Raw genomic sequence first — 22,435 nt, 5'->3', positions numbered from 1 at the left:
AAGGGTGAAAGGTCAGGCTCGGACGGCGTCGCGTTGGTGGCTCCAGCAGGAGACATCCACTGCAGGTTGTTCACCACTGGCGAGGCGTGCCAGAGAATCACCGATCAAGGGAGCGAACTTGAAGGCCTGGCCGGAGCCCCCTGCAAACAGACTCAGCTTCGGGGTGAGCCGATCCAGCACGAAGTTCACATCGCTGGCCATGGAGTACGGACTGATCACTGTCTCTACTCGTTCCTGAACTCCCTCCAATTCGTTGAACAGGAAGGTGTCGAGCAGCTCCACCAGTCGGGCTGGTGGCTCGGTGGCCATGGCGTTGGGTGCGGCGACCCGCAGTTCTCGTGGGGCCCAGTCGATTCCGGCCTTGATCCGGGGCCGGCCATCCGCCGTTTGGCTCAACACTGGGAAGCCGTAGTACAGGCCACCATCGTCGCCTCGTTCTTGCTGGAAGCAGAACCACTGGGGGTAGCGATCAGCAAGTGCTGGGTTGACGGTGTAGTGGGCCCAAAGCATCGGCCACACCTCCAATTTCGGTGCCAAACCGAGGGGGGCGAGCAACAGTTGGCTCCAGATCCCGCAGGCCACCACCAGTTGGCTTGCGGCGATGTGCTCGCCGCTCTGCAGGGTGACGCCTCCACCATCGGGATCGAGTCCGGCCACGGGGCAGTGCTCGATCAGCTGATGGCCGGCGTTACGGGCGGTATTGATCCAGTGGGTGACAACTTTGTCGCTGCGCACGGCACCGGCGGTGGGTTCGAACAGGCCAGTGAAACCCGTCTTCGGCTTCAGCGGGAAACGGGCAGCGATCTGTTCGGCATTGAGGGCCTCATAGGGGATTCCCTGATCGTCCATGACCCGGCGGGCCCCTGGGATCGATCCCTCGATCGTTTCCTCATCCCAGCTTTCGCCGTAGAAGAGCAGGCCGTGGGTCTCTCGCAGCTGCTCGCCGGCGTGAGTTTCCTCTTCCCGCCAAAGGCGATTGGCCTCCTGGGCTAGACGGCAGAGCACCGGGTCCGAATACATCTCCCGGAACATCCGGGTTTCGCCGTAGCTGCTGGCCTTGGCGTGGGCCAGGGTCTTGGCTTCCAGCAGCACCACATCGCGCAGGCCGCGGCGGGCAAGGGATGCAGCGCAGCTCAGGCCCGCCATGCCGCCGCCGACGATCACGATTGCTGCGCGGCTGGGTAGTGAGGAGGGCGTGCTCATTCGCTATCTCTAAAGCTGAGGCCGATGGGATCGGTGGAGGGTGTCGCCGCCACTTCCTCGAGGGCGGCACCAACCGACAAACCCTGTTCGCGCTGATTGAGATAGTCGCTTGCCCGCCGGCGCACCTCATCGCGTACGAAGGCATACACGTCCGTGGCGCCTGCGTCCTTCCAGGCATCGGGGGAGAACCGCTCGATCGAATCGGCGATCACGGCGCCAGCATTCACAAGAGGGTCCGGCAGCACCCGCACACCGCGGCGACGCAGGTCGTCTGCTAAATGCGGTTGCTGGAAGGGGGCATTGGCTGCAGGAACCACGGCGGGGGTCTTCAAGGCCGTTGCCATTTCGGCGTTGATCAACCCGGAGATGGAACAGGGCAGCACTAGGTCGAGCTCCAGTTCCCACCAGGCACAGCTGTCCGGCAGAGGCGTCGCGCCTGGAAAACTGGCTCTCTCGCGATCCAGATCCACGGTGAACACCGTCCAGCCGTGATCGACGAGATGACGGGCCACCGTCCCGCCGACGGCACCGCAGCCGTGCACGAGGGCCCGGCCGGGAATGGCGTCTTTGAGGTCCATCTCCAGCACTGCCTCCACGGCGCCGAGGGTGCCATGGGCTGTGGCGGCACTGGCGTCTACTGGGCTGCCGACCGCCGCCAGCACATGCGGTGTGAGCGCCGTCAGACGCTCCATGTCCTGCAGGCTGGTGTTGAGATCGCAGCCAGTGATCATGGCGCCATCGAGGGACTCCAGCAGCTCGGCGGTGACGCTGATCAACTCATCCTTGACCGCTTCGGGTTCAGCGGCCCGGGCAACGATCTTGCCGCCGGCAAAACCGGTGCCGTAAAGATCGTGTTTGTGGGTCATCAACCCCGCCAGCCGCTGTCCATCAGCGATGCAGGCCTCGTCGCTCGGGTAATTGAGCAAGCGCAGGCCCCCGTTGGCGGGGCGCTTGGCGTCGGTGTCTTCCGCTACGACAAACACCGAGAGGTGGTCGGAGACGTGTTCCGCCAGTACTGACACGGTCGGCGCTGTTTTCTTGGCGCTGCTCATTCGCCCACTTTCTCCATCATCTGGTGGTGTTCGACGTAGTCGAGACTCCATTCGCTGGGGGTTTCGGCGATGCGCTGTTGCAGACGCTCGTACACCGTGTCTGCAGCGGCGTCCCCGGCAGCAGTGGCGAAGCTGTGGCGACTCCAGCTGCGGATCGTCGCCATTAAGCCGGAGGCGAAAGCGGTCGTGTCGCCGTTGTCGTTCCAGCGGCGTCTGTAGGGGCACTTCACATAGACCGTCCGCTCGTCCACGAGGCGCAGTCCGTTGCGGTATGCAGCGCTGCTCTCGTCCTTCAGCGGAGCCATGAACTCCTCGGGGGACTTGTAGAAATTCAGAACGGTGCCTTTTTTGTATTGCTCTGCGCTGATCAGACCTTCCTCGGCCATGCCGCGCCAGATCTGGTGCAATTGGTCGTGCACATTGCGGGTTTCGCCGCCGTTATGACCGAGATAGCTTCCTTCGTTATCGCGTGAGAGGTTCACGGTCAGTAGTCGCCCGCCTACCTTTAGCTCGCGACTACGCAGTTCGAGGATGTAGTTCCAGTCCTTCATCGCCTGGGCGGTGAAACGTTGAAGGGCATCGGCATCTCCGGAGGCCAGCACATGGGTGTGGCTATCGAGTGGTCCGGGCGAAGCGCTCAGCCAGTGCATGGCGGTTGCGGAGAAGCCGAAGCTCACGCTGTCCGGGGCCACGGAGGGCTCGTAGAAGCTGCGGGCACTCACCAGCACTGTTGGCTTCGGATCCCGGGGAATCTGCAGGGCCAGGTTTTCTGCCAGAGCGAGGTTGTCGTTGCTCGGTAAGTCGTTACCGATCAGCGTCAGATGAGCATTCGGCTGGTTGGCATGAATGCGATCCAGTACCTGATTCCAGAGCCCTACAGCAGTGCCGCCATCGGCAGCTCCGTAATCGATCAGGACATGGCTGTCTGCGACAGCCAGTTGATTCACACAAGTCAAGGCCCAGTCCGAGGCGGCTTCAATGCACAGAAGAGCGCCTTCGGTCTGCGCGCTGTAACCCGTGGTCATGGCGATGGCCATGGACCTCGTCAGCGGCAGGCCTCACCGTACAGACCATGGCTGAATCGACTACGAATTAACGCGTCTGCTTCACGTTGCTTGGAGCAAATGACGCAGTTTGGGTTCCAGGAGGCTGAAGGCTCTGCCGCGATGGCCATGCTGTTTTTTCTCAGCCAAGGGCATCTCGGCAAAGGTGCGGCCCGTTCCAGCGACTTCGAAGATCGGGTCGTAGCCAAAGCCTTGCTCCCCCCGAGGTGACGCCGTGATCAAACCGTCGCAACGGCCTTCCACCTCAAGCAGAACGGAGCCATCGGGGGCAGCGATGCAGAGCGCAGCGCAGAAATGGGCTTGGCGTTGCTCTGAGCCGTTCAGCGCCTTCAACAGCCGTGCGATGCGTTCCGGATCGGTGGGGGCGTAGCGGGCGGAGTGAACACCCGGGGCGCCATCCAGGGCGTCCACGCTTAGGCCTGAATCGTCGGCCAACGCCCATTCCCCTGTAGTAGCTGCAACCGCTTGAGCTTTGAGACGGGCATTGGCGGCAAACGTGCTGCCTGTCTCCTCCACCTCCAAACCCTCAGGCTGGGGCCGCACTGTGACGGGGAGGTCCTGCAGCAGACCCTGGAATTCACGAATCTTTCCGGCGTTGCCGCTGGCGATGACCAGTGCCTTCATGCGGCCTCCGCGAACTGCCTGCCCCAGGCCAGCACAGCATCCACCCGATCGGCATCGGGCCCTTCGCAGTAGAGCCGAAGTAGAGGTTCGGTTCCGGAAAAGCGCAGCATCAGCCAGTGGCTGGGCCCCATTCTCAGTTTGATGCCGTCTGTGGTGATCACCTCCAGCACCTTTGCCCCTGCGATGGTCGAAGGTGTGCTCTGGGCAAGCAGCGTCTCGAGCCGTCGGCGTGCCTCCATGTCAGCCAGTCGCAGGTCGAAGCGGTCGTAGTGGCTACTGCCTCCGTGCTGCGCCTGGAGAGCATCCAGTCGAGCTCCCAGGGGTTGCTTCCCTTCAACAAGGGCTTCAAGCACCAGCATTGCTGCGAACAGTGCATCCCGCTCGGGCAGGTGCATGCCGAAGCCAACTCCACCAGACTCCTCGCCGCCGATCAGCACGTCCCCCGCCAGCATCTCCGCGGCGATGTACTTGAAGCCCACAGCGAGCTCAAGAACATCGCGTCCCTGCGCTTCCGCAACCAGCCGCATCAGATCAGATCCGCTCACGGTCTTGACCACTGCTCCTGGCAGCTGCCGGGCGCGGGCCAGGTGATCGATCAGCAGGGGCATCAGCAGCTGGGTGCTGCAGAACCGACCTGTTTCATCCACAGCGGCAATGCGGTCCCCATCGCCGTCGAAGACCAATCCCACGGCAGGGCTCCCGGCGTCGGTTGAGGTCTTTACCGCTGTGATCAGCTCTTCGAGATAGGCCGCAAGGGGTTCCGGCGGATGACCACCAAATAAAGGATTGCGATCGCTGCGGATTTCCTCTACCACCCCATGGGCCTCAGGCCCGAGCAGCTCCGTCACACACCCGGCGGCTGAGCCGTGCATCGGATCCACGATCACCTTCAGGTTGATGGTCTTGAGGCCCCGCAGCAGTGCGTTGAGGTCGAGCTTGCGGCGGAGACCTTCGAGATGCTCGCCCCGACCATCAAAGCGGGGGACCTCCGCTTTGATCGGTGCTGTGATGCCGCCGGCGGTCAGTCGTCGTTCGACTGCGGCGGTGAAGTCGCCCTCGACTGACCCGCCGAAGGGGCCTTTGATCTTCAGCCCCAGCCATTCCGGCGGGTTGTGACTGGCGGTGATGACCAGCGCTCCAAGGGCTTTGCGCTCCACCACGGCCCAGCTGCAGGCCGGTGTGGGGACAGCGGTGTCTGTTAGTAGGGGCTCGAGTTCACAACCCCGCACGGCTGCGGCGATGGCTTCCGCTAGTTCGGGAGCCAGGAAGCGCCGGTCGTAACCGATGACCACCGTTCGGCTTCTGTGGCCTTCTGGGGCGCGATGCGCGAGCTCCTGGGCCGCGGCCGCGGCAACGGGCAATAAGCGCTCCACCGTGATGTCGACACCGATGATTCCGCGCCAGCCATCGGTGCCGAACTTGATTGGAGCTGGGCTTAGGGGGAGGGGAGCCGATGCCATGGCACAGCCTGCACTTCAGTGGATCTAGCAGCTGGCAGCCGTAGGGTCGGCGGATGGGTGACACCCCGCCTGCCGACAACGCCCTCACCGACCGGTTGCTGCGCAGTTGGCTGCGTTGTCGTCGCAAGGCCTGGCTCGATCGCCACGGAAATCCTGCTGAGCGACGTTGGACCGCCCATCGCAATCTGCTGCTGGATGACCAGCAGCGATGTTTTGTGGGATTGATGCCCCGCAAACCAGGCCATGGCTTGGCCGCCTGTGTTGCCGGTGCCGACGCCGTGGTGGGTCTGCGCCTGAAGGGTCTGGGCCCTTCCGGGGAACCGTTGGAGGCGCATCCTCCCCTGCTCAGGCGGGTCAAGGGCAAGAGCCGCTGGGGCGACTTCGCCTATCAACCGGTGCTGGCACGTCAGGGCCGTCGTACCACTCGGGAACATCAGCTGCCTCTGGCGCTGATGGCTCTGCTGCTCGAGCAGGTGCAACAGGGCGATGTCCCATCCATGCTGGTTCTCGGCGGCGGCGGCCGGCGGCTGGAACAGGAGCGGGTCCATCTATCGACCGGCATGCGGCGACAGCTTTCGGAAGGGTTGCGCAAACTGCGTGATGACCTTGAGCGGTCGGTCCCTCCTCCTCTGGCAGCCGATCGACGCAAGTGCTCACTCTGCAGCTGGCGGGGTGTTTGTAACGCCGTGGCGGCGGAGCAAGGGCACCTAAGTGAGGTCAGCGGTATCGGAGCCAAGCGCCGCGAGATGTTGCTGGAGCTTGGGATTCGCGGCCTATCTGATCTGGCCGCTGCTGATCCGATGCAGCTCGCTGAGCAGCTTCAACGCTTCGGTGATCAGCATGGTGAGGTGGCTGCAGCCTTGGTGGCCCAGGCCAGTGCGCAGCGCGATGGTCGGGTGGAACGTTTGGACGCTGCACCGGCACTTCCGGAACTTCGTGACTGCCCTGGTGTGCTCCTTTACGACATCGAATCCGACCCCGACGCCCGTCACGACTTTCTCCACGGTTTTCTGGTCTTGCACAAAACCGAACGTGGGGACTGGGACCTTGCTTCAGTGGCCTATCACCCGATCCTGGCCCTGGCCGAGCACGGTGAACCCCGTTGCTGGCTTCGGTTGCAACGCCTGCTGGCTCACTACCGGGGGTGGCCAATTCTTCACTACGGGGAAACAGAAAGCCTGGCCTTGCGACGCTTGGCCGAGCGGCAAGGTGTCGATGAGGCTGAACTGAAGCAGCTTCGTCACCGTCTCGTGGATGTTCATGCCCGGGTGCGGCGTCACTGGCGCTTGCCATTGGCCAGTTACGGCCTCAAGGCCGTGGCCGGTTGGCAGGGGTTCCGTTGGAGTCAGGCCGGTGCTGACGGGGCCAGGGCCTTGTTGTGGTGGCGGCAGTGGCAGGGCGATGGCCCTGATCGACGCGGTAACAGGCATGGGCTGCGCTGGATCTTCGATTACAACCGCGATGACTGCCTAGCCACCTGGGCCGTTGCCGCCTGGTTGCTGCAACAGGATCAGACGTCGGGATCCTGAAACGCCTCAGGTCGGCTGATCTGGAGCAGTTCCCCATTGGGTCCCTCCAGCGTTTCACTGGCAAGACATTGGCGGCGCACCAGGGCCAGTCCAATCCACGAGTTGTCGTGTTCGATAGCACTGGTGATCACCCCGGCCCGCTCTCCCTTCAGCGTGAGTTTTGCGGCGCTCGACAGCGGACTGCGGCAGCTCCAACAGCGCAGCGCTTGTTTCACCCCCGCTTTTCCGATGAGTTTGGCCATGGTCTCCTGGCCCAGGTAGCAGCCCTTGACTGTGCTGATCCGAGCCACGAGTCCCAGTTCCAGAGGGTTGGTTTCGCCATTGAGCTCACCTGGCCCTGGCGGGAAGCCGCTCTGGAGCCGCCGATGCTCCAATGCCGCGGCGGTGGCTGGCTTCCCTGATGCCCATGGCTCCGGCAATGCCACATCCGGCTCAGGCCAGATCACTGCAGCGTCAGGCTCCAGCCATTGCAGCCGGCGCCGCTCGGCCAGGGGTTGCAGTCGCACACGATCGGCTGGAAAGATCACCTGATCGAATCCGGCGTGAACCGCAGCAGCATCTCCCGCCAGAACGATCACATCGGCTCCATCCGTATCCAGACGGACTTCCAGCAGCGCCCGTAAGCGTCCCGTTGCGGTCAGCCAGCAGGTCTGCAGGAGATCACCGGGTTGGAGTGCGTTGAGGTCAGCACTGGTCTGACCCTGAAGAAACTGGCATGCTCCGCTTCCGCTCAGGCGCAGCCGGGGGAATGTGCCGTCCCAAAACAGCCTGTTCATGCTTTGGTGACGGCGGCGATCTCAGACAATTTGTACAAGCTGATCAGCTCGAGATCGTCAGCAGCCATGGCGGCATCGCCCCCTTCTTCCCGGTCGACGATGGTGACGACCCTCTTGACGCAGTAGCCGGCGTCGCGCAGCTGCCGGACCGCTTTGAGGGAGGACCCCCCTGTGGTTACAACGTCTTCCAGCACGGTGATCAGTGCCCCGGGCGCTGGTAGTGGTCCCTCCAGCCAGGCTCCAGTGCCATGGCCTTTGGCCTCCTTACGGACGATTAATGCATCGAGATCACGGCCCTGATCGGCGGCGGCCACGGCGACACCGCTTACAAGTGGGTCTGCTCCGAGGGTGAGGCCGGCCACGGCGACTGCATCAGTTTCCACGTGGGTCAGCATGGCTCGACTAATCAAGGCCAGGCCGGAGCCGCTCAGGCTTACTGGTTTGCAGTTCACGTAGTGCTCGCTCCTGCGGCCTGACGCAAGGGTGAAGTCTCCGTGCCGGTAGGCCAAGGTGGCCAGGCGGCTCAGCAGTTGCTCCCGCTCAGTCGGGACACTCGACGATTCAGTCATGGGACTGGCCGCGCTTCGCAGATGTCCTTAGTTTGCGCTTAGAGCTGTTTCATCAGGTGCTGCTGCGCTCGTTCTTTCGCTCGGTTTTGCTGGTGCTCGCCGGCCAGTCGGTTCTGGCAGGCCCACTGGTCTGCACGACCAGTATTGAGGCTCCTCCACCGGGTAGTGGTTCATACCCCGTGGAAGTGACGGTGTGCCATCCCACGGAGACCACCAGTGAGCTGATCAACCGTCGCTTCTACACCTGGACGTCACCCATGGCCAGGGGTGTGGATCCTCTGCATCAATTGACCGATTTTTTGGGGATTGCTGTTGGAGGAATCGAGGGGAATCGGGTGATGGGCCTTGGCTTTCCTGACCAGACTCTGATCTGGGACGGGTCCGCCCTGCAAAACACGACCGGAGCTCTGCTGGAGGAGCAGAGCCCGCCTCTGCCGTTGCGAACCCTCGATATCCCGAGCGGATTTGAGGGCAGCCTGGCCGCCTCAGATGCAAACGAAGCAGTATTGGTGTCGCCCGTGATCGATGATTTCCCCGACGTCACTCCCTTGTGGTAACACAAGGTTCGAGGGGGTCTAGCAATCTGGTGAATGCAGCGAACTCATAATTCGCCTAAGGCGAGTTCGATCCTCGCGACCCCCATTCCCCCCTGTTGATGCGGCTTTTACTGCTGGCTGTCCTGCTGGTTTTACCGGCCTTCTTCGCGGCCGCAGAGGTGGCCCTGTTGCGGCTTCGCCCCAGCCGTGTCGAAGTGCTTGTGGAGGAAAAGCAGACCGGGGCCCGCTCCATTCAGCGTCTGCAGCGACGCCTGCGGCGGGCCTTGTTGGTTTCTCAGCTGGGTGCCACCCTCGCGCTAGTGGCTTTGGGCTGGGCCGGTCGCGGTTTGGGGGGTCGGCTCTGGTCGGATGGCTCCCTAGGTGTGGCCTGGCGGGATACGGCGCTGTTTCTCGGCATCGTGTTGCTCGCCACGTTGGTCGCCGGTTTACTGCCCAAGGCCTGGGTGCTGAACCGTCCGGAATCCTCCGCGCTCCGACTGGTGCCGTTGCTGGAGGTGGTGATGCGCTGCTTGGCTCCGCTGCTCAACCTGCTTGAGGCACTTGCAGGCCTGCTGATGCGCCTGCTCGGCCTGGCTCCCCAGTGGGATGTATTGGTGCCAGCACTCTCTGCCGGTGAGCTGGAAACCCTCGTGGAATCCGGGCGGGTCACGGGATTGTTTCCCGATGAAAAGAACATTCTTGAAGGAGTCTTTGCCCTGCGGGACACCCAGGTGCGGGAGGTGATGGTGCCTCGCTCCGGGATGGTCACGCTGCCGGCCACGGTCCGTTTCGCGGAGATGATGGAAGCCGTGCATCACACCCGTCACGCGCGGTTCCCGGTAATTGGCCAGTCGCTGGACGACGTGCGTGGCGTGCTGGATCTCCGTCAGATGGCTGAACCGATCGCACGGGGAGAGCTCCAGGCCGATTCGCTGCTTGAGCCCTATCTCCAGCCTGCGGTGCCCGTGCTGGAGACCTGCACCTTGGCGGAGCTGCTGCCGATGATTCGCAGTGGCCAGCCGCTTCTGTTGGTGGTGGATGAGCACGGCGGCACTGAGGGGCTCGTGACAGCAGCAGATCTCACCGGAGAAATCGTTGGTGATGAGGACCCCGGTGAGACCGATGAGCCAGATCTGCTCGAGGACAAGGACTGCCCTGGTGTTTGGCTGGTGGCGGGAGATCTGGAGATCTTTGAGCTGAACCGTCAGCTGAACCTCGATCTGCCCGAGGCGGATGACCATCACACCCTTGCGGGTTTCCTGCTGGAGCGGCTTCAGCACATTCCATCCGCTGGGGAAGCGCTGCATTTCAACGGCCTGCAGTTCGAAATCACGGCCATGGCAGGGCCGCGGATTGACCGCGTCCGACTCGTTCTTCCTAGTCCAGAGGATGATTCCGACTGAAGGCCGATAGTCTTCCCCCAACCGATTGCCCGTTCTGATGTCTCCCGACCCCATGGTCCCAGTGAAGGTCGGGGTGATCGGAATCGGCAACATGGGTTGGCACCACGCTCGTGTGCTCAGCCTTCTGCGGGATGCCGACTTGGTGGGAGTTGCGGATCCCGATGCCGAACGCGGACAGCTCGCTACGGAGCAATTCGGCTGCCGCTGGTTTGGGGATTACCACGCCATGCTTTCTGAGGTGGAGGCGGTCTGCATCGCTGTTCCGACCCTTCTGCATCATCCCGTCGGCCTGGCCTGTCTTCGAGCGGGTGTGCATGTTCTGATCGAAAAGCCGATCGCGGCGAGTCAAGACGAGGCCACCGCGCTGATCGAGGCGGCTACAGCAGCCGGTCGTCTGCTGCAGGTTGGTCACATTGAGCGGTTCAATCCCGCTTTTCGTGAACTCACCAAGGTTGTGGCCAACGAAGAAGTCGTGGTCCTCGAGGGGCGTCGCCACAGCCCCCATTCCGATCGGGCTAATGACGTCTCCGTGGTGCTGGATCTGATGATTCATGACATTGATCTTGTGCTGGAGCTGGCCAAGGCACCCGTTGTGAGGCTTGCCGCTGCCGGTGGTCGCAGTGCCGAGGGACCGATTGATTACGTCAATGCCACGCTGGGTTTTGAGAATGGTGTTGTGGCCAGCCTCACGGCCAGCAAGATGAGCCACCGCAAGATCCGCAGCCTTAGTGCGCACTGCCGGTCAAGCCTGGTGGAAACCGACTTCCTCAACCACACCCTGCACATCCATCGCCGTGCCCATGAGTGGTATTCCGCAGATCACGGTGAGCTGCTGTACCGCAATGACGGCTTCATCGAGGAGGTGAGCACCACGTCCATCGAACCGCTCTACGCCGAGCTTGAGCACTTTCTCCAGTGCGTGCGAGGCCGGGAAACCCCTGCTGTGGACGGTCTTCAGGCGTCGCGTGCACTCAAGCTGGCGGATCTGATCGAGCAGGCGGTCGAACACCCGGATACCGGGGCACCCTTGCCTGCACCCATCTGACGGGCCTGACTCGGATCAGACCAGCCCTTCTTGTTCGGCCAGCTCCCGCAACGCCGTCACCTGCCAGCGCCGACAGTCACCGGGAGAGGATCGATAGAACTGCCCCCAGGCCTGGGCTTTCTGCTGCGGGTAGTTCTCAGGACTGAGGGATGGATGACTCTGTTGCCAGCCCACCCGGACGGCATGACCAATCACCACGTCGAGGGCTAGGTCATCCTCGAAGCGCACCTCCGGATTGGCTTCGACAAAGGCCATCAGTGAGAGCAGGCATTCGCTGCAGAGTTGCCGGTATTCCGGTGCTTTGATCCGACTGAGCAGATGGTCGACTTGGGCGGCGAAATTGCGTTCGCCGGGTGTTTTCTCGAGGACGAGACGGCTGTTAAGTCGATTACGCCGTTCCAGCTTGTCGCCGATCACCAGGCCGCGGCAGTGTTGCAGCAGGGACCAGATACCGGCATAGAAATCGCGGGGAACTTTCTGGAATGAGCCCAGGCGGATGCGGTGCTGAAGCCAGTCACCGCCCCCGGGTGTTTCTTCCAATGGATCGGGAACGGACCATTGCACCCTGCCGCTCACGTGCAGCTGCTCGCCGCGTTGCAGGGCGGCCCTCGCATGGTCCACATCCCCGAGCACGGCGCGCAACCGTTTGCGGATGGCGTGGGGTGCTTCGCTGCAGAGGGCTTCAAAGGCCTCGTCCTGGCTGAGACTTTTGTCCAGGGCCAGTTCCGATGTCAGCAGCAGCATCAGCTGCCCCAGCTGCAGGGTGAGGCTGCCCTTGAGCAGGGCTGGCTCCCGCCGCGCCACGCTGTCGAGGGCCAGCAGGAGTTCCTGCTCGAGCATGCGTTCACGACCGTCGATCCCGCTAGTCGTCTCAATCCGTTCGGCGATGGCAGCGCTGTCCATCGGTTGACGGAGCCTTGAGTCGCCGGTGTAGTTGCGTCCCACCACCACTTGTTTCTGGCGGACGAGAAGATCGGTTAGGGCATCTTCCAGCTGGGGATGCACCATGCCCATGGCGCCGGCACAGCGCCGCACCACATTCCAGTCTTCACAACGCAAGCCCCGGTGATAAACCTCTTCGAGCAGGTTGCGCAGGGCCACCGGATGCCCATCGGGGCTGCGTTGTATCCCCTGAGGGCCGAGACGCCGTTGCAGCAATTCCAGTACTTCGGCCTGTTCATGCAGCAGCGCACTGCTCCAGAGGCGCTGGCTCAACTGTTCGATTGGGGTGTCATCCAGCTCCTGCTCCTCAGCGGCCGTCAGATCCCGTAGATCGGTGGCGTCGCGCAAAACGTGCTGGGGTTGATCGGATGTTGGGACGGGCTTCTGCTGAAGCGGTGGGAGCTGGACCTCTTGTCCCTGATCCACCAGCTGACTCAAGCGGCCCAACCGGACGGGGATGGTTTCAATCACGCCGCTGCCGAGTTGATCGGCAAGTTTGAGGACGATGTCACGGTGCTGATCGAGGGCTGTTTCACGAATGGGAATTACCAGAAGGGGCAGTCCCACACCCCGCCAGTGCCGTTGCAGCAGATGCAGCTCGTCCACAACGCTCTCCAGCAGCTCCTCAGGGTCATCGGCCAGATAGCTGCTGCGGTCCTCCAGAACCGACGGGGTGAATACGCTGATAGAACCGTCTTGGCGGTAGACGCGAGCGGTGTCCTCAGTTTCCACGCGGTGCCCAGGGCGTCCGCTGAGTTCCAGCCGCGGATTGGTGCCGGCCGCTTTCAGCAGTTGTTTCAGCTCGTCGGATGACAGCACGGGAATCACCCTGGTTGGGTCGATCGGCACTTCTGCAGCCAGCAGCGCGTGGCGCACGGCATCCGTCTCGGGAGCCATCGCCACAAGAACTGCCTCGGCGCCCAGTTGCTTCGGATCCCTGCGTCCACAGGGGTCGATGTCTTCGGGGCGGATCAGATCGTTGAGCAGCATTTCCCCCAGCCAGACAAGGCTTTGGGTCCAGATCAGCGGCAGATTGGTGTTGGCTTCCCTGGCCTGGCTGCCTGGATTCAGCCGTTCCTCGTTGACGGCACTGGCAGGGACTTGATACAGCTCCGGGTAGAGATGTTCGCCGTCCTGTTCGACCGCCAGTGCCTTGAGCTGGCTGTGCAAGCGCTGGGCCTCGTCCGAGCGGCCTTCGCAGCATGCGGTGACCAATTCGAAGGCCAGAAACAACGGCCACTCCGACTCGATCCCCTCGAAGGCGGCGAGCTCCTCAGGTTCGTAGTGCAGGCGGCTGACGTCTTCCACCACCGTCTGGTGACCATCCCGAAGGAAGCGTTTGTAGCCGTAGCCCCCGCCCAGTTCCCGTCGAATGCGACGGCCCGTGCGCTCCACCAGGGCAGCATCTTCCACTGCCCAGGCGGGATAACCAATCACGGAGAGACAGGCACTGTCGGCTTCCTTGCTAGCGGATTCCCGTGGCAGGAGCCCTTGCAGGGCGCGACGCAGGCGCACGATGGCCCCCTGAGGAATCAGCAGGACGCAGCTGCCGTCGCCATGGGGGCCGTAGAGGTCAAGCCCATCAAGCGATTCCAGGGCGGCCTTGGCCATGCCGATTGAGCTCGCATTGCGCTCCGGCAGTCCATGGTTTCCCTTGTCACCGCGTTCCCAGATCCCGTAATCGGGGGTGCGGTACGCCCTGGCGATGTAGTGCACGAGGTTTTGGAGGAAATCCACCTCGTCACGGCTCTGCACTACTGCGCAACCGCCCTTGGTCAGCTGCGCCAGCTGCAGCAAGAACAGAGAGGTGGCATCCAGTTGAAGATGGCCCCAGGCGTCATCGGCCACCACCGATTCACCGGTGCAGCTGTCGTATTTGGCGTGGAGCGCGTCGAGGGGATGCAGGCTCTCCTTAAAGCGCTCCACTTTCACGGCTTGGCGCATCATCGAGCGCATCAGGCCGCGCATGAGGGCTACCACCCGCTGCTCCAGTTCCCAGGAACGTCGGCTGGTTTGCCCCTGTTGACGGCGGTGGGCCAGGGCCAGTCCCCAAACACACTGCACCGAATAGACGCAGTCCCGCACCCAGGCATCTCCATAGTTGCCATGGATGGTGTGGGCGGTGCTGGCGGGGAGCAGGCCGCTGATCGGGTCCTGCCGATCAAGAACGACCCGTTGGATCGATTGATCCAGACGCTGAAGGTTTGTGGCGTGGTTCTGCGGTTGGGTTTCCGTCGTCGTCACAACCATGCCCTCATCCATCACCACCCCTAAATTCTCCAACGCAGCCCCTCGGCCATGGATCCTGTTAGCACCACTCCCGATGACCGTCGCCGCTGCGAGGTGCTCGGCGTGCCTGTGGATGCCTGCCGCGACGTCTGTGCAGCAGCTCTCGGCCTGCACGCTCGGGGAGGGGGTCGCATCGTCACCCTCAATGCCGAGATGACGATGTCTGCTCGGGCGGATGCCTCTCTGGGGCAAGCGATCGAGACCGCTGATTTGGTGATTCCTGATGGGGCTGGAGTGGTCTGGGCTCTTGCGCGTCAGCGGATCCGTGTCGTCAAAACAGCAGGGATCGAGCTTGCCTGGACCTTGCTGAATTACGCAGCAGCCCATCAATGGCGAGTTGCTTTGGTGGGTGCTTCACCTGAGGTGATGGAGACGCTGCGGGCGGACTTGCCCCAGCGCATCAGCGGGCTCAATCTTGTCCTCACTGTGGATGGCTATCAATCACCGCAGGCCTGGCCCGGCATTGAGGCTCAGCTCAAGACATTGAAGCCGGATCTCGTTTTGGTGGCCCTGGGCGTGCCGCGTCAGGAAACCTGGTCTGAGCGGGTTGCGTCTGGTCAGCCAGGGCTTTGGATGGGTGTTGGCGGCAGTTTTGATGTCTGGGCCGGCATCAAAAAACGTGCCCCCGGATGGATGTGCCGGATGCAGCTGGAGTGGTTGTATCGACTCATCCAGGAACCCTCCCGTTGGCGACGCATGCTTTCGCTGCCGGCCTTCGTTGTGGATGCGATCCGGATGGGTTGAGGGTTCAGCGGAAGCCCACAGAGGCTTGCCAGACAAAGGCAAGCAGCAGGAAGAAGACCGGGATCAACGGGAGGATGTCGATCAGCGGAGAGAAGGCCTGATAGGCCTCGGGCAGCTGTGCCAGCAGGTCGAGGGTAAAGGCGGCCATCCCTTGCATCAAAAAGGCGTTGGCTGGACGCTACCACGTGTGATGAGCTGGTGAGTCTGGCTCCCAGGGAGCGAAATCCTCTGAAAAACAGCCGTCGCGAATGGCTTGTGCCATGGCGGACGTGAAACGCACCAACTGAGTGATGTTGTGAATGCTCAGCAAGGTGAGGCCCAGAAGTTCCTCGCTGCGAATCAGATGATGCAGATAGGCCCGGGTGTGTCCAGTGCAGGCCACGCAGGAACAGCTCGGATCCAGGGGTGTGTGATCGTGGCGGAAGCGGGCATTGCGCAGATTCCAGCGTTCGCCGCCCACCAGTGCTGTTCCATGGCGACCCAGTCGTGTGGGCAAGACACAGTCGAAGAGGTCGATCCCGTTGGCCACGGCAATGGCCATCTCGCGCAGGGTGCCGATGCCCATCAGATATCGCGGTTTGTTCGTGGGGAGTAAGGGCGTGACATCTCGCACTATTCGGTGCATCTCCTCCGCGGGCTCACCGACGCTGACGCCACCGACGGCAATTCCCGGTAAATCAAAGGAGGCGACAGCACGGGCACTCTCCCGCCGTAGATGCGGGAAACAGCCGCCCTGAACGATGCCGAATAGGGCCTGGTCCAAGCGTTTGTGGGCTGTGACGCAGCGCTCGAGCCAGGCATGGGTGCGGCGACAGGCATCGATGACGTCGTTCTCCGTCGCCGGATAGGGCGGGCACTGGTCGAAGGCCATGGCCACATCCGCGCCGAGGGCCATCTGAATGCGGGTGGCATGTTCCGGTGTCATGTCGATGGTGCGTCCATCGCGGGGGTTCCGGAACACCACGCCGCGGTCATCGATTTTGTTGAGGTCCCCCAGGCTGAACACCTGAAAGCCCCCGGAGTCGGTGAGCATCGGCCCGTCCCAGCCCATGAAACGGTGCAGGCCACCTGCAGCCGCCACGATTTCTTCGCCGGGCTGCAAATGCAGGTGGTAGGTGTTCGAGAGCACCATCTGGGCACCCGTGTGGCTCAGTTGCTCGGTGCTGATGCCCTTAACGGTCGCCAGGGTGCCCACCGGCATGAAGCGTGGTGTTTGAACCGGCCCATGAGGGGTCGTAAACGTGCCGCACCGGGCCGCTGTGTTGGCGCAATGCGCGTTGATCTCAAAGCCGAACAAGGCCGATCTGCCCCTGCAATGAACCTACGGTGAGGGCTGATTGCACCCGTCACGCCATTCCTCGGAGCGCTCCGTCCTGGCTGTCTGATCTAGCGGGAGCCTGGATCTTCTACACGGTGCTGCCCGCATGGCCCTGGCCGCAGCCCTCGTTTCAGCGCATTGCTCGCTTTGCTCCCTGGATGGGGCTGCTGATCGGAGCGCTGCAGGGTCTTCTCTGGAGTTGTCTTTCGGGGTTGGGTTGGCCTCCTGCAGCCTGTGCCCCCTGCGTGGTGGCTCTCGGAATCCAACTCAGTGGTGGGTTGCACCACGACGGCTTGATCGACACGGCGGATGGCCTCGGGGCGCCTGTGGAACGGAGGCTGGAGGCTATGGAGGACAGCCGGGTGGGTGCCAGTGGCGTGCTGGCTCTCGTGATGGTGCTGCTGCTGCAAGTCGCGGCGCTGATCCAACTGGGGCCCCAGTCCCCAATGGTGATTTGTCTGGCAGCGTTCTGGGCACGGGTGTCACCGCTATGGGCCATGGTGCGGTTCGACTATCTGCGGGTCGATGGAACCGCTGCTTTTCATCGCGACAACGCCAGGCCGCTCTGGGATGCACTGCCCACGTTGCTGGCTGTGGCGCTGCTAGCTGCGCTTGTGGCGCCCCTCCCTCTTCTCTTGGGGGGTGTTGTGGCAATCCTTGTCGCCCAGGGCCTCGGGCGACGTCTGGGGGGGCATACCGGCGACAGCTATGGAGCGGTTCTCGTTCTGACCGAGATGATCACGCTGCTCGGCCTGGCGTTGTTTCTGCCGGCCAATTGAGGATGAACGCATTGCCCTCAGCGGGCAGATCCGGAGCGATCGTGGTTGGCTCCACGCAGAGGCTGAGGTTGCGGCCCTGCCGTTCCGCTAAGGACCGTGCGAGGGCGAGCCCAAGGCCGGTGCCGGCACGGTCTTGGCCGGTTGATCCCCGCGCTCCCCTCTCGAAAATCATCTCCCTCTCCTCGATGGGGATTGGCGGTCCGTCGTCCCAGACGCAGAGCCCGTCGGGCAACAGGCACAGACCCACGCTGCAACCCGCTGGGCTGTAGCGGAACGCATTTTCCAGGAGGTTGGCGACGATTTCTGCGATGGTGCCGTCTTGGGACGGCTGATCAATCCATTGGGGCCACTCTTGCGGCCCCTCCCAGGGGCGGCCCTGCAGGCTTGCTGTCGCTTCCGCTCGCTCCAGCAGAGGCATCAGCAGGCTTCGCATCGTTGCCTCGCCTTCAGCGGGCCCGGGGGGTAAGAGGGTCGGGCCCAGGCTCTCCTGCTGTGGCAGGCGCTGTTGTCCCAGGTCATCCAGAACGTCGATGTACTGGCCCAGTTGCCTTTGCTCCGAAAGCATGCCCTCCACGAGTGGACGGTGGGAGCTGTCCGCTTCGAGGCGCCTCATTAGCAGCTGGGCGTAGGTGCGCAGGGCCGCCAATGGATTGCGCAATTGGTGAACGAGGGTGCGCAGTTGATCGTTTTGTTGGCTCAGTTCCTGGCGGAGTTGCAGGCATTCCAGGTCTCGTCCAAGAGCGTGGCTGATGGCAGCAGCACTGCGCCGCATTCGCTGGTCCAAGCTCAGATTCCAGCTCTGTTGAGGATCCAGATCGGCTCGCAGTGCTCCCAGGATCAATCCGGCATCCTGTAGGGGGTACCAACGCCGACTCTGATGCGGCAGGCGCAGGTACGGGTCGGCGTCGGCGGCGGGAAGGGACCGTTCATTGGCGGACCACTGCCGGATGAGCAGCAAGGGCGGGCCTTGTTGATTGGGTGGTGCACTGACGTAAAGCCCTAGATGCTGAATGCCTTCTTTGGCGGTTAGATCAGCCAGCTGTTGGTCTGTGAATTCGAAGAATCGATCGGTGAGTTGCATCAGATCCGGTCGATCCATTCACGTGCTTGAGCAAGCCTGCGGGAGGGGGACTTGAAAAATCTGGGAAAAGTCTTAAGATCCTCTTATCGACCGAGGCGCTGTTCTTTGTGAACAGACGCCCACCATCTCTCACAACGGTTGCATTTGTTCTGCGACCAAAGCTACAGCAGAGGTTGAAGTGTCCTCAGCTGATTCCCGCTTGGGTGTTGGTGTTCTGCCGGCAATTGTGGTGCGCCCGCATTTGCCTCGACGCGGTCCCTTGCGTCTGGCGTTTTTGCGCCGACGGCTATTGACGATTCCGTGGTGATGGTCATTTCGCCGAAACGGATTTCGTCTGTTCTGACGATTCACCCCGTTCTTCCTTTCGTACCGGAGCCCTTCCATGTCCAAGAAGCGCAAGCGCATCAGTCGTCGTCGTCTGGCAGGTCAGCGGGTCTTGGCGCATGTGCCAACCCATCACCTTGAAACCGGCGAGTACAAGCCCGTCACTGCCGCGCGTCGGTACATCGCTGAGGCTGGTTTGGTATCTCCAGCGCTGCTGAACGTGCGCCGGAATGAGCACACCACCGACCGCTTCTTCTGGGGTGAGAAGGGCTTATTTAGTGCGCAATACGCCGAAGAGAATCATTTCCTCTTCCCGTCGTTGCGCACCATCGTTGATTCCATTGGCGAAGACAAGCTCTTTGAAGGCCTTGAGCTTGGCGCTGATGATTGGGAGGAAATGGAGGAGTACGAGTACGCCTTCGTTTGATCAGGTGCTGTTCAGAACACGCTCGATAAACAGCACGATTGGCTGCACCATCTCATCAGGGATGGTGTGGCCGCTTTTGAATGCCAGGGTCTGGCATCGATCTGATTGCAATTGCGAGCTGATGGTTTGCATGGCCTGGAAAGGCACCACGGGATCTTCAGAACCATGCATCAGTAAAACGGGGGGATGCTGCTCGGGTGGAGCCCAGCTGGGATGCGGGTAGCCGCTGCAGCTGATGACCCCTGCCACAGGCAGGGAGCAGCTGCAGTCCAGAGCCATGGCGCCTCCCTGGGAAAAGCCGAACACCACCGTTTTTTCCAGGCCCAGGCCTGACCTGCTCAGGTCTTGCAATTGAGCCTTCAGAAGGTCAACAGCCTGGGGCACGGCGCTCCACTGTGCGGGGAACAAGCCGTACCACTGACGTCCCCCCGGTTGGTCTGGGTGGAGTTCAGGGGCCTCCAGGCACACCACATCAAGCTCTTTGGAGGTTTCATAGGCCAGGCGATCGCCCAGAGGTTTCAGATCATCTCCATTGGCTCCCCAGCCGTGGAGGAGCACCAGCCGGCCATCCATCGGGCATCAACATCACTGCTGCGTAGGTTGGCTCACGACCCAGTCACGACCCTTCGATGGCTCCTGTCGCTCTGTTGAGTGTTTCCGAAAAGTCCGGGCTGGTGCCTCTGGCGGAGGCCCTGCATCGGACCCATGGCTATCAGTTGCTCTCCAGTGGAGGCACAGCCAAGGTGCTGGAGCAGGCGGGCCTTCCGGTCACCCGTGTGGCGGATCACACCGGAGCTCCTGAAATTCTTGGCGGTCGCGTGAAAACACTGCACCCAAGGGTGCACGGCGGAATACTGGCCAAGCGGGGTGATGCAGCCCATACGGCTGATCTTGAACAGCAGAACATCGCCCCCATCGATGTGGTGGTGGTCAACCTTTACCCCTTCCGAGAAACGGTCGCCCGGCCGGATGTCAGTTGGAACCAGGCCATCGAGAACATCGATATCGGTGGCCCCGCCATGGTGCGGGCGGCTGCCAAGAACCATGCTGATGTGGCCGTCCTCACAAGCCCTGATCAATACGATCGTTTGTTGACCGCCATGGCGGAGTCCGGCGGGAGTGTGCCTTCGGATCTGCGTCGCCAATTGGCCCTTGAAGCGTTCCAGCACACCGCGTCTTACGACACTGCAATCAGCCGCTGGATGGTCGAGCAAAGCTCAGTGGAAGGCAGCCCCTGGCTGGAAGCTGCCCCTCTGCGCCAGACCCTGCGGTATGGGGAAAATCCCCACCAAAAAGCGCGCTGGTTCAGTCACCCCAAGCAGGGTTGGGGCGGTGCGATTCAGCTGCAGGGCAAGGAGTTGAGCACAAATAACCTTCTGGATCTGGAGGCTGCTCTCGCCACTGTGCGTGAGTTTGGCTATGGAGCTGATGGTGACGCACCGGCTTTGCAACCGGCGGCCGTCGTCGTCAAGCACACCAATCCTTGTGGTGTGGCGATCGGGTCAACGCTGCCTGCAGCATTGACCCGGGCTCTGGATGCTGACCGGGTTAGTGCTTTCGGCGGCATCATTGCCATGAATGGTGTTGTGGAAGCCACGGCGGCCCGTGAACTCACCAGTCTTTTCCTGGAATGTGTTGTGGCACCAGGATTTACGGCCGAAGCGCGAGAGGTGCTTGCGGCCAAGGCGAATCTGCGGCTTTTGGAGCTGTCTCCTCAGGCCATCGACGCAGCTGGTCCCGATCATGTGAGAAGCATTCTTGGCGGGCTCCTGGTTCAGGATTTGGATGACCAGGCGATCACACCGGCAGACTGGACTGTGCCCAGCCAGCGTCCGCCTACACCCCAAGAAAAGCTGGATTTGGAATTTGCGTGGCGCTTGGTGCGTCACGTTCGCTCCAACGCCATCGTGGTAGCTCGGGATGGCCAGAGTCTCGGAGTGGGTGCTGGCCAGATGAATCGGGTGGGATCGGCCCGGATTGCCCTGGAGGCTGCGGGTGATCAGGCCCAGGGGGCGGTGCTGGCCAGTGATGGTTTCTTCCCCTTTGACGACACGGTTCGTCTGGCCGCCAGCCATGGCATCACCGCTGTTATCCATCCCGGCGGAAGCATGCGCGATGGCGATTCGATCAAGGCTTGTGATGAGCTCGGTCTGGCGATGCAGCTCACGGGCCGCCGTCATTTCCTTCATTAACCCTGGTGGGGGGGCGTCGGCCCCCTAGCCTCGCGAGACTGACGCTCCGCGCCGATGCTCGCCACCCTTCCCTTCAGCCTCAATTTCGCTCACCCACTGATGGAGTGGAGCTTGCTTGCCATGGGTGGTTGGGCCCTTTATCTGGGGATCAAGGCCAAAAAAACGCGTACTGGTACGCCAGAGCAGCGTAAAAATCTCGCGCCGAAAAAGTTTGCCCAGCGCCATTACCTGTGGGGGAGCATCCTGCTGGCCGCGATGACCCTCAGCACGCTGGGTGGGATGACCGTGACGTATCTGAACAACGGCAAGTTGTTCGTCGGGCCGCATCTGCTGGTTGGGCTGGCCATGACCGGCATGATTGCCGTTGCTGCATCGCTTTCTCCCTTGATGCAACGTGGCAATTTGATTGCCCGCAAGGCCCATGTGGGCTTGAACATGGGCATGCTGACGCTGTTCCTCTGGCAAGCATTTAGCGGAATGGAGATCGTCAACAAGATCTGGACCAACCGCTGAAGCCAGCTCACAAGGCTGCTCGCTTACGTGGTGGGCAGCTCATCCGTGGGTGGCATGGAAATCCACCTGAAGGAATCAGGCTGGAGTGCACTGGATACTTTGACTATGTATCTGGGATCAAGGCTAAAAAGAGGCATGTTGGTACGCCAGAGCAGCGTAAAAATCTCGCGCCCAAACAGTTTGCCCAGCGCTATATCCTGTCGGACAGCATCCTGCTGGTCGAGATGGCCCTGACAGGGAGGCTAGCCATTGTTGTATCGCTCCCACAGCCCATGAAGTGGGGCAATGTGATTGCACATAAGGTATATGTTTGCCTAAATATACTGCTGCTGTTTCTTTGATAAGTGGCATCCGGCATAATCTTAAATGAAGTTATTGAAGGTAATTGTGCTGCGATCTTTCGATTAACGATAAAAATCTTCTCTTTTAAGTGGTGTTTTGCGGTCGTTATTTTTGATGTAAAAGAACGCAGTTGCCGCAACGACTACCAGTGGAATTGCTGTAAAAAGAAGCAGCGCGATTGCGGTGTAATCTTGATGCATATGTAAAAAATTTTTTACACCTT

At 61.8% G+C, this 22,435-nt stretch carries 21 protein-coding genes and 1 tRNA gene; 10 read left to right on the top strand and 12 right to left on the bottom strand.

Going from position 1 to position 22,435, the window contains the following annotated elements:
• Positions 1-12: 12 nt before the first annotated feature.
• From DXY30_RS08240 to DXY30_RS08220, 5 genes are all read right to left on the bottom strand, one after another.
• Entirely contained in the window at positions 13-1,203 is a 1,191-nt protein-coding gene (locus DXY30_RS08240) for an FAD-dependent oxidoreductase (RefSeq protein WP_115094424.1), read from the bottom strand.
• Complete coding sequence (locus DXY30_RS08235; RefSeq protein ID WP_115094423.1) at positions 1,200-2,255, bottom strand: Glu/Leu/Phe/Val dehydrogenase dimerization domain-containing protein; 1,056 nt, start codon at positions 2,253-2,255, stop codon at positions 1,200-1,202. The genes DXY30_RS08240 and DXY30_RS08235 overlap by 4 nt, the downstream gene beginning before the upstream one ends.
• Positions 2,252-3,292 carry an SAM-dependent methyltransferase gene (locus tag DXY30_RS08230; protein ID WP_115094422.1) on the bottom strand — a complete coding sequence of 347 codons (1,041 nt, stop codon included), beginning with the start codon at positions 3,290-3,292 and terminating at the stop codon, positions 2,252-2,254. The genes DXY30_RS08235 and DXY30_RS08230 overlap by 4 nt, the downstream gene beginning before the upstream one ends.
• 69 nt (positions 3,293-3,361) lie before the next feature.
• A complete protein-coding gene (gene rdgB, locus DXY30_RS08225; RefSeq protein ID WP_115094421.1) occupies positions 3,362-3,943 on the bottom strand; it encodes an RdgB/HAM1 family non-canonical purine NTP pyrophosphatase in 582 nt (193 codons plus the stop codon).
• Positions 3,940-5,403, bottom strand: coding sequence for a phosphoglucomutase/phosphomannomutase family protein (locus tag DXY30_RS08220; RefSeq protein WP_115094420.1), 1,464 nt, complete (start codon positions 5,401-5,403; stop codon positions 3,940-3,942). The genes rdgB and DXY30_RS08220 overlap by 4 nt, the downstream gene beginning before the upstream one ends.
• 53 nt (positions 5,404-5,456) lie before the next feature.
• Here DXY30_RS08220 and DXY30_RS08215 point away from each other — a divergent pair, with 53 nt between their 5' ends.
• Entirely contained in the window at positions 5,457-6,932 is a 1,476-nt protein-coding gene (locus DXY30_RS08215) for a TM0106 family RecB-like putative nuclease (protein ID WP_115094419.1), read from the top strand.
• On the opposite strand, the gene DXY30_RS08210 is transcribed toward DXY30_RS08215, so the two are convergent.
• Both DXY30_RS08210 and pyrE read right to left on the bottom strand, forming a co-directional pair.
• A complete protein-coding gene (locus DXY30_RS08210) occupies positions 6,914-7,708 on the bottom strand; it encodes a folate-binding protein YgfZ (protein WP_115094418.1) in 795 nt (264 codons plus the stop codon). The two genes, DXY30_RS08215 and DXY30_RS08210, sit on opposite strands and share 19 nt — an antisense overlap.
• Positions 7,705-8,277 carry an orotate phosphoribosyltransferase gene (gene pyrE, locus DXY30_RS08205; RefSeq protein WP_115094417.1) on the bottom strand — a complete coding sequence of 191 codons (573 nt, stop codon included), beginning with the start codon at positions 8,275-8,277 and terminating at the stop codon, positions 7,705-7,707. The genes DXY30_RS08210 and pyrE overlap by 4 nt, the downstream gene beginning before the upstream one ends.
• Before the next feature lie 62 nt (positions 8,278-8,339).
• Between pyrE and DXY30_RS08200 the strand changes: the two genes are divergently transcribed.
• The 4 genes from DXY30_RS08200 to DXY30_RS08190 all read left to right on the top strand — a co-directional run bounded on the left by DXY30_RS08200 (position 8,340) and on the right by DXY30_RS08190 (position 11,261).
• A complete protein-coding gene (locus DXY30_RS08200; RefSeq protein WP_371638802.1) occupies positions 8,340-8,834 on the top strand; it encodes a hypothetical protein in 495 nt (164 codons plus the stop codon).
• 12 nt (positions 8,835-8,846) lie between these two features.
• Positions 8,847-8,919: transfer RNA gene (locus DXY30_RS14175), tRNA-Ile, on the top strand.
• A 13-nt stretch (positions 8,920-8,932) separates the two neighbouring features.
• Positions 8,933-10,216 (top strand): hemolysin family protein, encoded by a 1,284-nt coding sequence (locus DXY30_RS08195; RefSeq protein WP_115094413.1) that lies wholly within the window; start codon positions 8,933-8,935, stop codon positions 10,214-10,216.
• A gap of 37 nt (positions 10,217-10,253) precedes the next feature.
• Positions 10,254-11,261: a Gfo/Idh/MocA family protein gene (locus DXY30_RS08190; RefSeq protein ID WP_115024926.1), complete on the top strand. Its 1,008-nt coding sequence runs from the start codon at positions 10,254-10,256 to the stop codon at positions 11,259-11,261.
• 15 nt (positions 11,262-11,276) lie between these two features.
• Here DXY30_RS08190 and DXY30_RS08185 read toward each other — a convergent pair whose 3' ends face one another.
• Complete coding sequence (locus DXY30_RS08185; protein WP_244281340.1) at positions 11,277-14,453, bottom strand: glycoside hydrolase family 15 protein; 3,177 nt, start codon at positions 14,451-14,453, stop codon at positions 11,277-11,279.
• Between the two features lie 48 nt (positions 14,454-14,501).
• Here DXY30_RS08185 and DXY30_RS08180 point away from each other — a divergent pair, with 48 nt between their 5' ends.
• Positions 14,502-15,236: a WecB/TagA/CpsF family glycosyltransferase gene (locus tag DXY30_RS08180; RefSeq protein ID WP_115094411.1), complete on the top strand. Its 735-nt coding sequence runs from the start codon at positions 14,502-14,504 to the stop codon at positions 15,234-15,236.
• A 4-nt stretch (positions 15,237-15,240) separates the two neighbouring features.
• On the opposite strand, the gene DXY30_RS08175 is transcribed toward DXY30_RS08180, so the two are convergent.
• Both DXY30_RS08175 and tgt read right to left on the bottom strand, forming a co-directional pair.
• The gene (locus DXY30_RS08175) at positions 15,241-15,384 is read right to left on the bottom strand and encodes a photosystem II reaction center protein K (RefSeq protein WP_025362038.1); all 144 of its coding nucleotides are present in this window, start codon (positions 15,382-15,384) and stop codon (positions 15,241-15,243) included.
• A 30-nt stretch (positions 15,385-15,414) separates the two neighbouring features.
• Entirely contained in the window at positions 15,415-16,533 is a 1,119-nt protein-coding gene (gene tgt / locus DXY30_RS08170) for a tRNA guanosine(34) transglycosylase Tgt (protein ID WP_115094409.1), read from the bottom strand.
• Between the two features lie 29 nt (positions 16,534-16,562).
• On the opposite strand from tgt, the gene cobS reads away from it, so the two are divergent.
• Positions 16,563-17,333, top strand: a complete 771-nt coding sequence (gene cobS, locus DXY30_RS08165; RefSeq protein ID WP_115094407.1) for an adenosylcobinamide-GDP ribazoletransferase — start codon at positions 16,563-16,565, stop codon at positions 17,331-17,333.
• Here cobS and DXY30_RS08160 read toward each other — a convergent pair.
• Positions 17,293-18,414 carry a sensor histidine kinase KdpD gene (locus tag DXY30_RS08160; protein WP_115094949.1) on the bottom strand — a complete coding sequence of 374 codons (1,122 nt, stop codon included), beginning with the start codon at positions 18,412-18,414 and terminating at the stop codon, positions 17,293-17,295. The two genes, cobS and DXY30_RS08160, sit on opposite strands and share 41 nt — an antisense overlap.
• A gap of 382 nt (positions 18,415-18,796) precedes the next feature.
• Between DXY30_RS08160 and DXY30_RS08155 the strand changes: the two genes are divergently transcribed.
• Entirely contained in the window at positions 18,797-19,165 is a 369-nt protein-coding gene (locus DXY30_RS08155) for a DUF3155 domain-containing protein (protein WP_115024930.1), read from the top strand.
• Here the strand turns inward: DXY30_RS08155 and DXY30_RS08150 are convergent, their stop codons facing one another.
• Entirely contained in the window at positions 19,166-19,738 is a 573-nt protein-coding gene (locus DXY30_RS08150; protein WP_115094405.1) for an alpha/beta hydrolase, read from the bottom strand.
• A gap of 56 nt (positions 19,739-19,794) precedes the next feature.
• On the opposite strand from DXY30_RS08150, the gene purH reads away from it, so the two are divergent.
• Entirely contained in the window at positions 19,795-21,357 is a 1,563-nt protein-coding gene (gene purH / locus DXY30_RS08145; RefSeq protein WP_115094403.1) for a bifunctional phosphoribosylaminoimidazolecarboxamide formyltransferase/IMP cyclohydrolase, read from the top strand.
• 54 nt (positions 21,358-21,411) lie between these two features.
• Positions 21,412-21,870, top strand: coding sequence for a DUF4079 domain-containing protein (locus tag DXY30_RS08140; RefSeq protein ID WP_115094401.1), 459 nt, complete (start codon positions 21,412-21,414; stop codon positions 21,868-21,870).
• The last annotated feature ends 565 nt before the right edge of the window (positions 21,871-22,435 follow it).

Origin of the sequence: Synechococcus sp. UW106, assembly GCF_900474015.1 — a bacterium.
In the GTDB taxonomy this organism is placed as follows: Bacteria; Cyanobacteriota; Cyanobacteriia; order PCC-6307; family Cyanobiaceae; genus Parasynechococcus.
This window is presented reverse-complemented; position numbering and strand designations above follow the sequence as displayed.

Excerpts from the sequence above, each read along its gene's own strand:
- DXY30_RS08240 (WP_115094424.1), bottom strand. The coding sequence starts at position 1,203 with ATGAGCACGCCCTCCTCACTACCCAGCCGCGCAGCAATCGTGATCGTC.
- DXY30_RS08235 (WP_115094423.1), bottom strand. The coding sequence starts at position 2,255 with ATGAGCAGCGCCAAGAAAACAGCGCCGACCGTGTCAGTACTGGCGGAA.
- DXY30_RS08230 (WP_115094422.1), bottom strand. The coding sequence starts at position 3,292 with ATGGCCATCGCCATGACCACGGGTTACAGCGCGCAGACCGAAGGCGCT.
- rdgB (WP_115094421.1), bottom strand. The coding sequence starts at position 3,943 with ATGAAGGCACTGGTCATCGCCAGCGGCAACGCCGGAAAGATTCGTGAA.
- DXY30_RS08220 (WP_115094420.1), bottom strand. The coding sequence starts at position 5,403 with ATGGCATCGGCTCCCCTCCCCCTAAGCCCAGCTCCAATCAAGTTCGGC.
- DXY30_RS08215 (WP_115094419.1), top strand. The coding sequence starts at position 5,457 with ATGGGTGACACCCCGCCTGCCGACAACGCCCTCACCGACCGGTTGCTG.
- DXY30_RS08210 (WP_115094418.1), bottom strand. The coding sequence starts at position 7,708 with ATGAACAGGCTGTTTTGGGACGGCACATTCCCCCGGCTGCGCCTGAGC.
- pyrE (WP_115094417.1), bottom strand. The coding sequence starts at position 8,277 with ATGACTGAATCGTCGAGTGTCCCGACTGAGCGGGAGCAACTGCTGAGC.
- DXY30_RS08195 (WP_115094413.1), top strand. The coding sequence starts at position 8,933 with ATGCGGCTTTTACTGCTGGCTGTCCTGCTGGTTTTACCGGCCTTCTTC.
- DXY30_RS08190 (WP_115024926.1), top strand. The coding sequence starts at position 10,254 with ATGTCTCCCGACCCCATGGTCCCAGTGAAGGTCGGGGTGATCGGAATC.
- DXY30_RS08185 (WP_244281340.1), bottom strand. The coding sequence starts at position 14,453 with ATGGTTGTGACGACGACGGAAACCCAACCGCAGAACCACGCCACAAAC.
- DXY30_RS08180 (WP_115094411.1), top strand. The coding sequence starts at position 14,502 with ATGGATCCTGTTAGCACCACTCCCGATGACCGTCGCCGCTGCGAGGTG.
- DXY30_RS08175 (WP_025362038.1), bottom strand. The coding sequence starts at position 15,384 with ATGGCCGCCTTTACCCTCGACCTGCTGGCACAGCTGCCCGAGGCCTAT.
- DXY30_RS08160 (WP_115094949.1), bottom strand. The coding sequence starts at position 18,414 with ATGCAACTCACCGATCGATTCTTCGAATTCACAGACCAACAGCTGGCT.
- DXY30_RS08155 (WP_115024930.1), top strand. The coding sequence starts at position 18,797 with ATGTCCAAGAAGCGCAAGCGCATCAGTCGTCGTCGTCTGGCAGGTCAG.
- DXY30_RS08150 (WP_115094405.1), bottom strand. The coding sequence starts at position 19,738 with ATGGATGGCCGGCTGGTGCTCCTCCACGGCTGGGGAGCCAATGGAGAT.
- purH (WP_115094403.1), top strand. The coding sequence starts at position 19,795 with ATGGCTCCTGTCGCTCTGTTGAGTGTTTCCGAAAAGTCCGGGCTGGTG.
- DXY30_RS08140 (WP_115094401.1), top strand. The coding sequence starts at position 21,412 with ATGCTCGCCACCCTTCCCTTCAGCCTCAATTTCGCTCACCCACTGATG.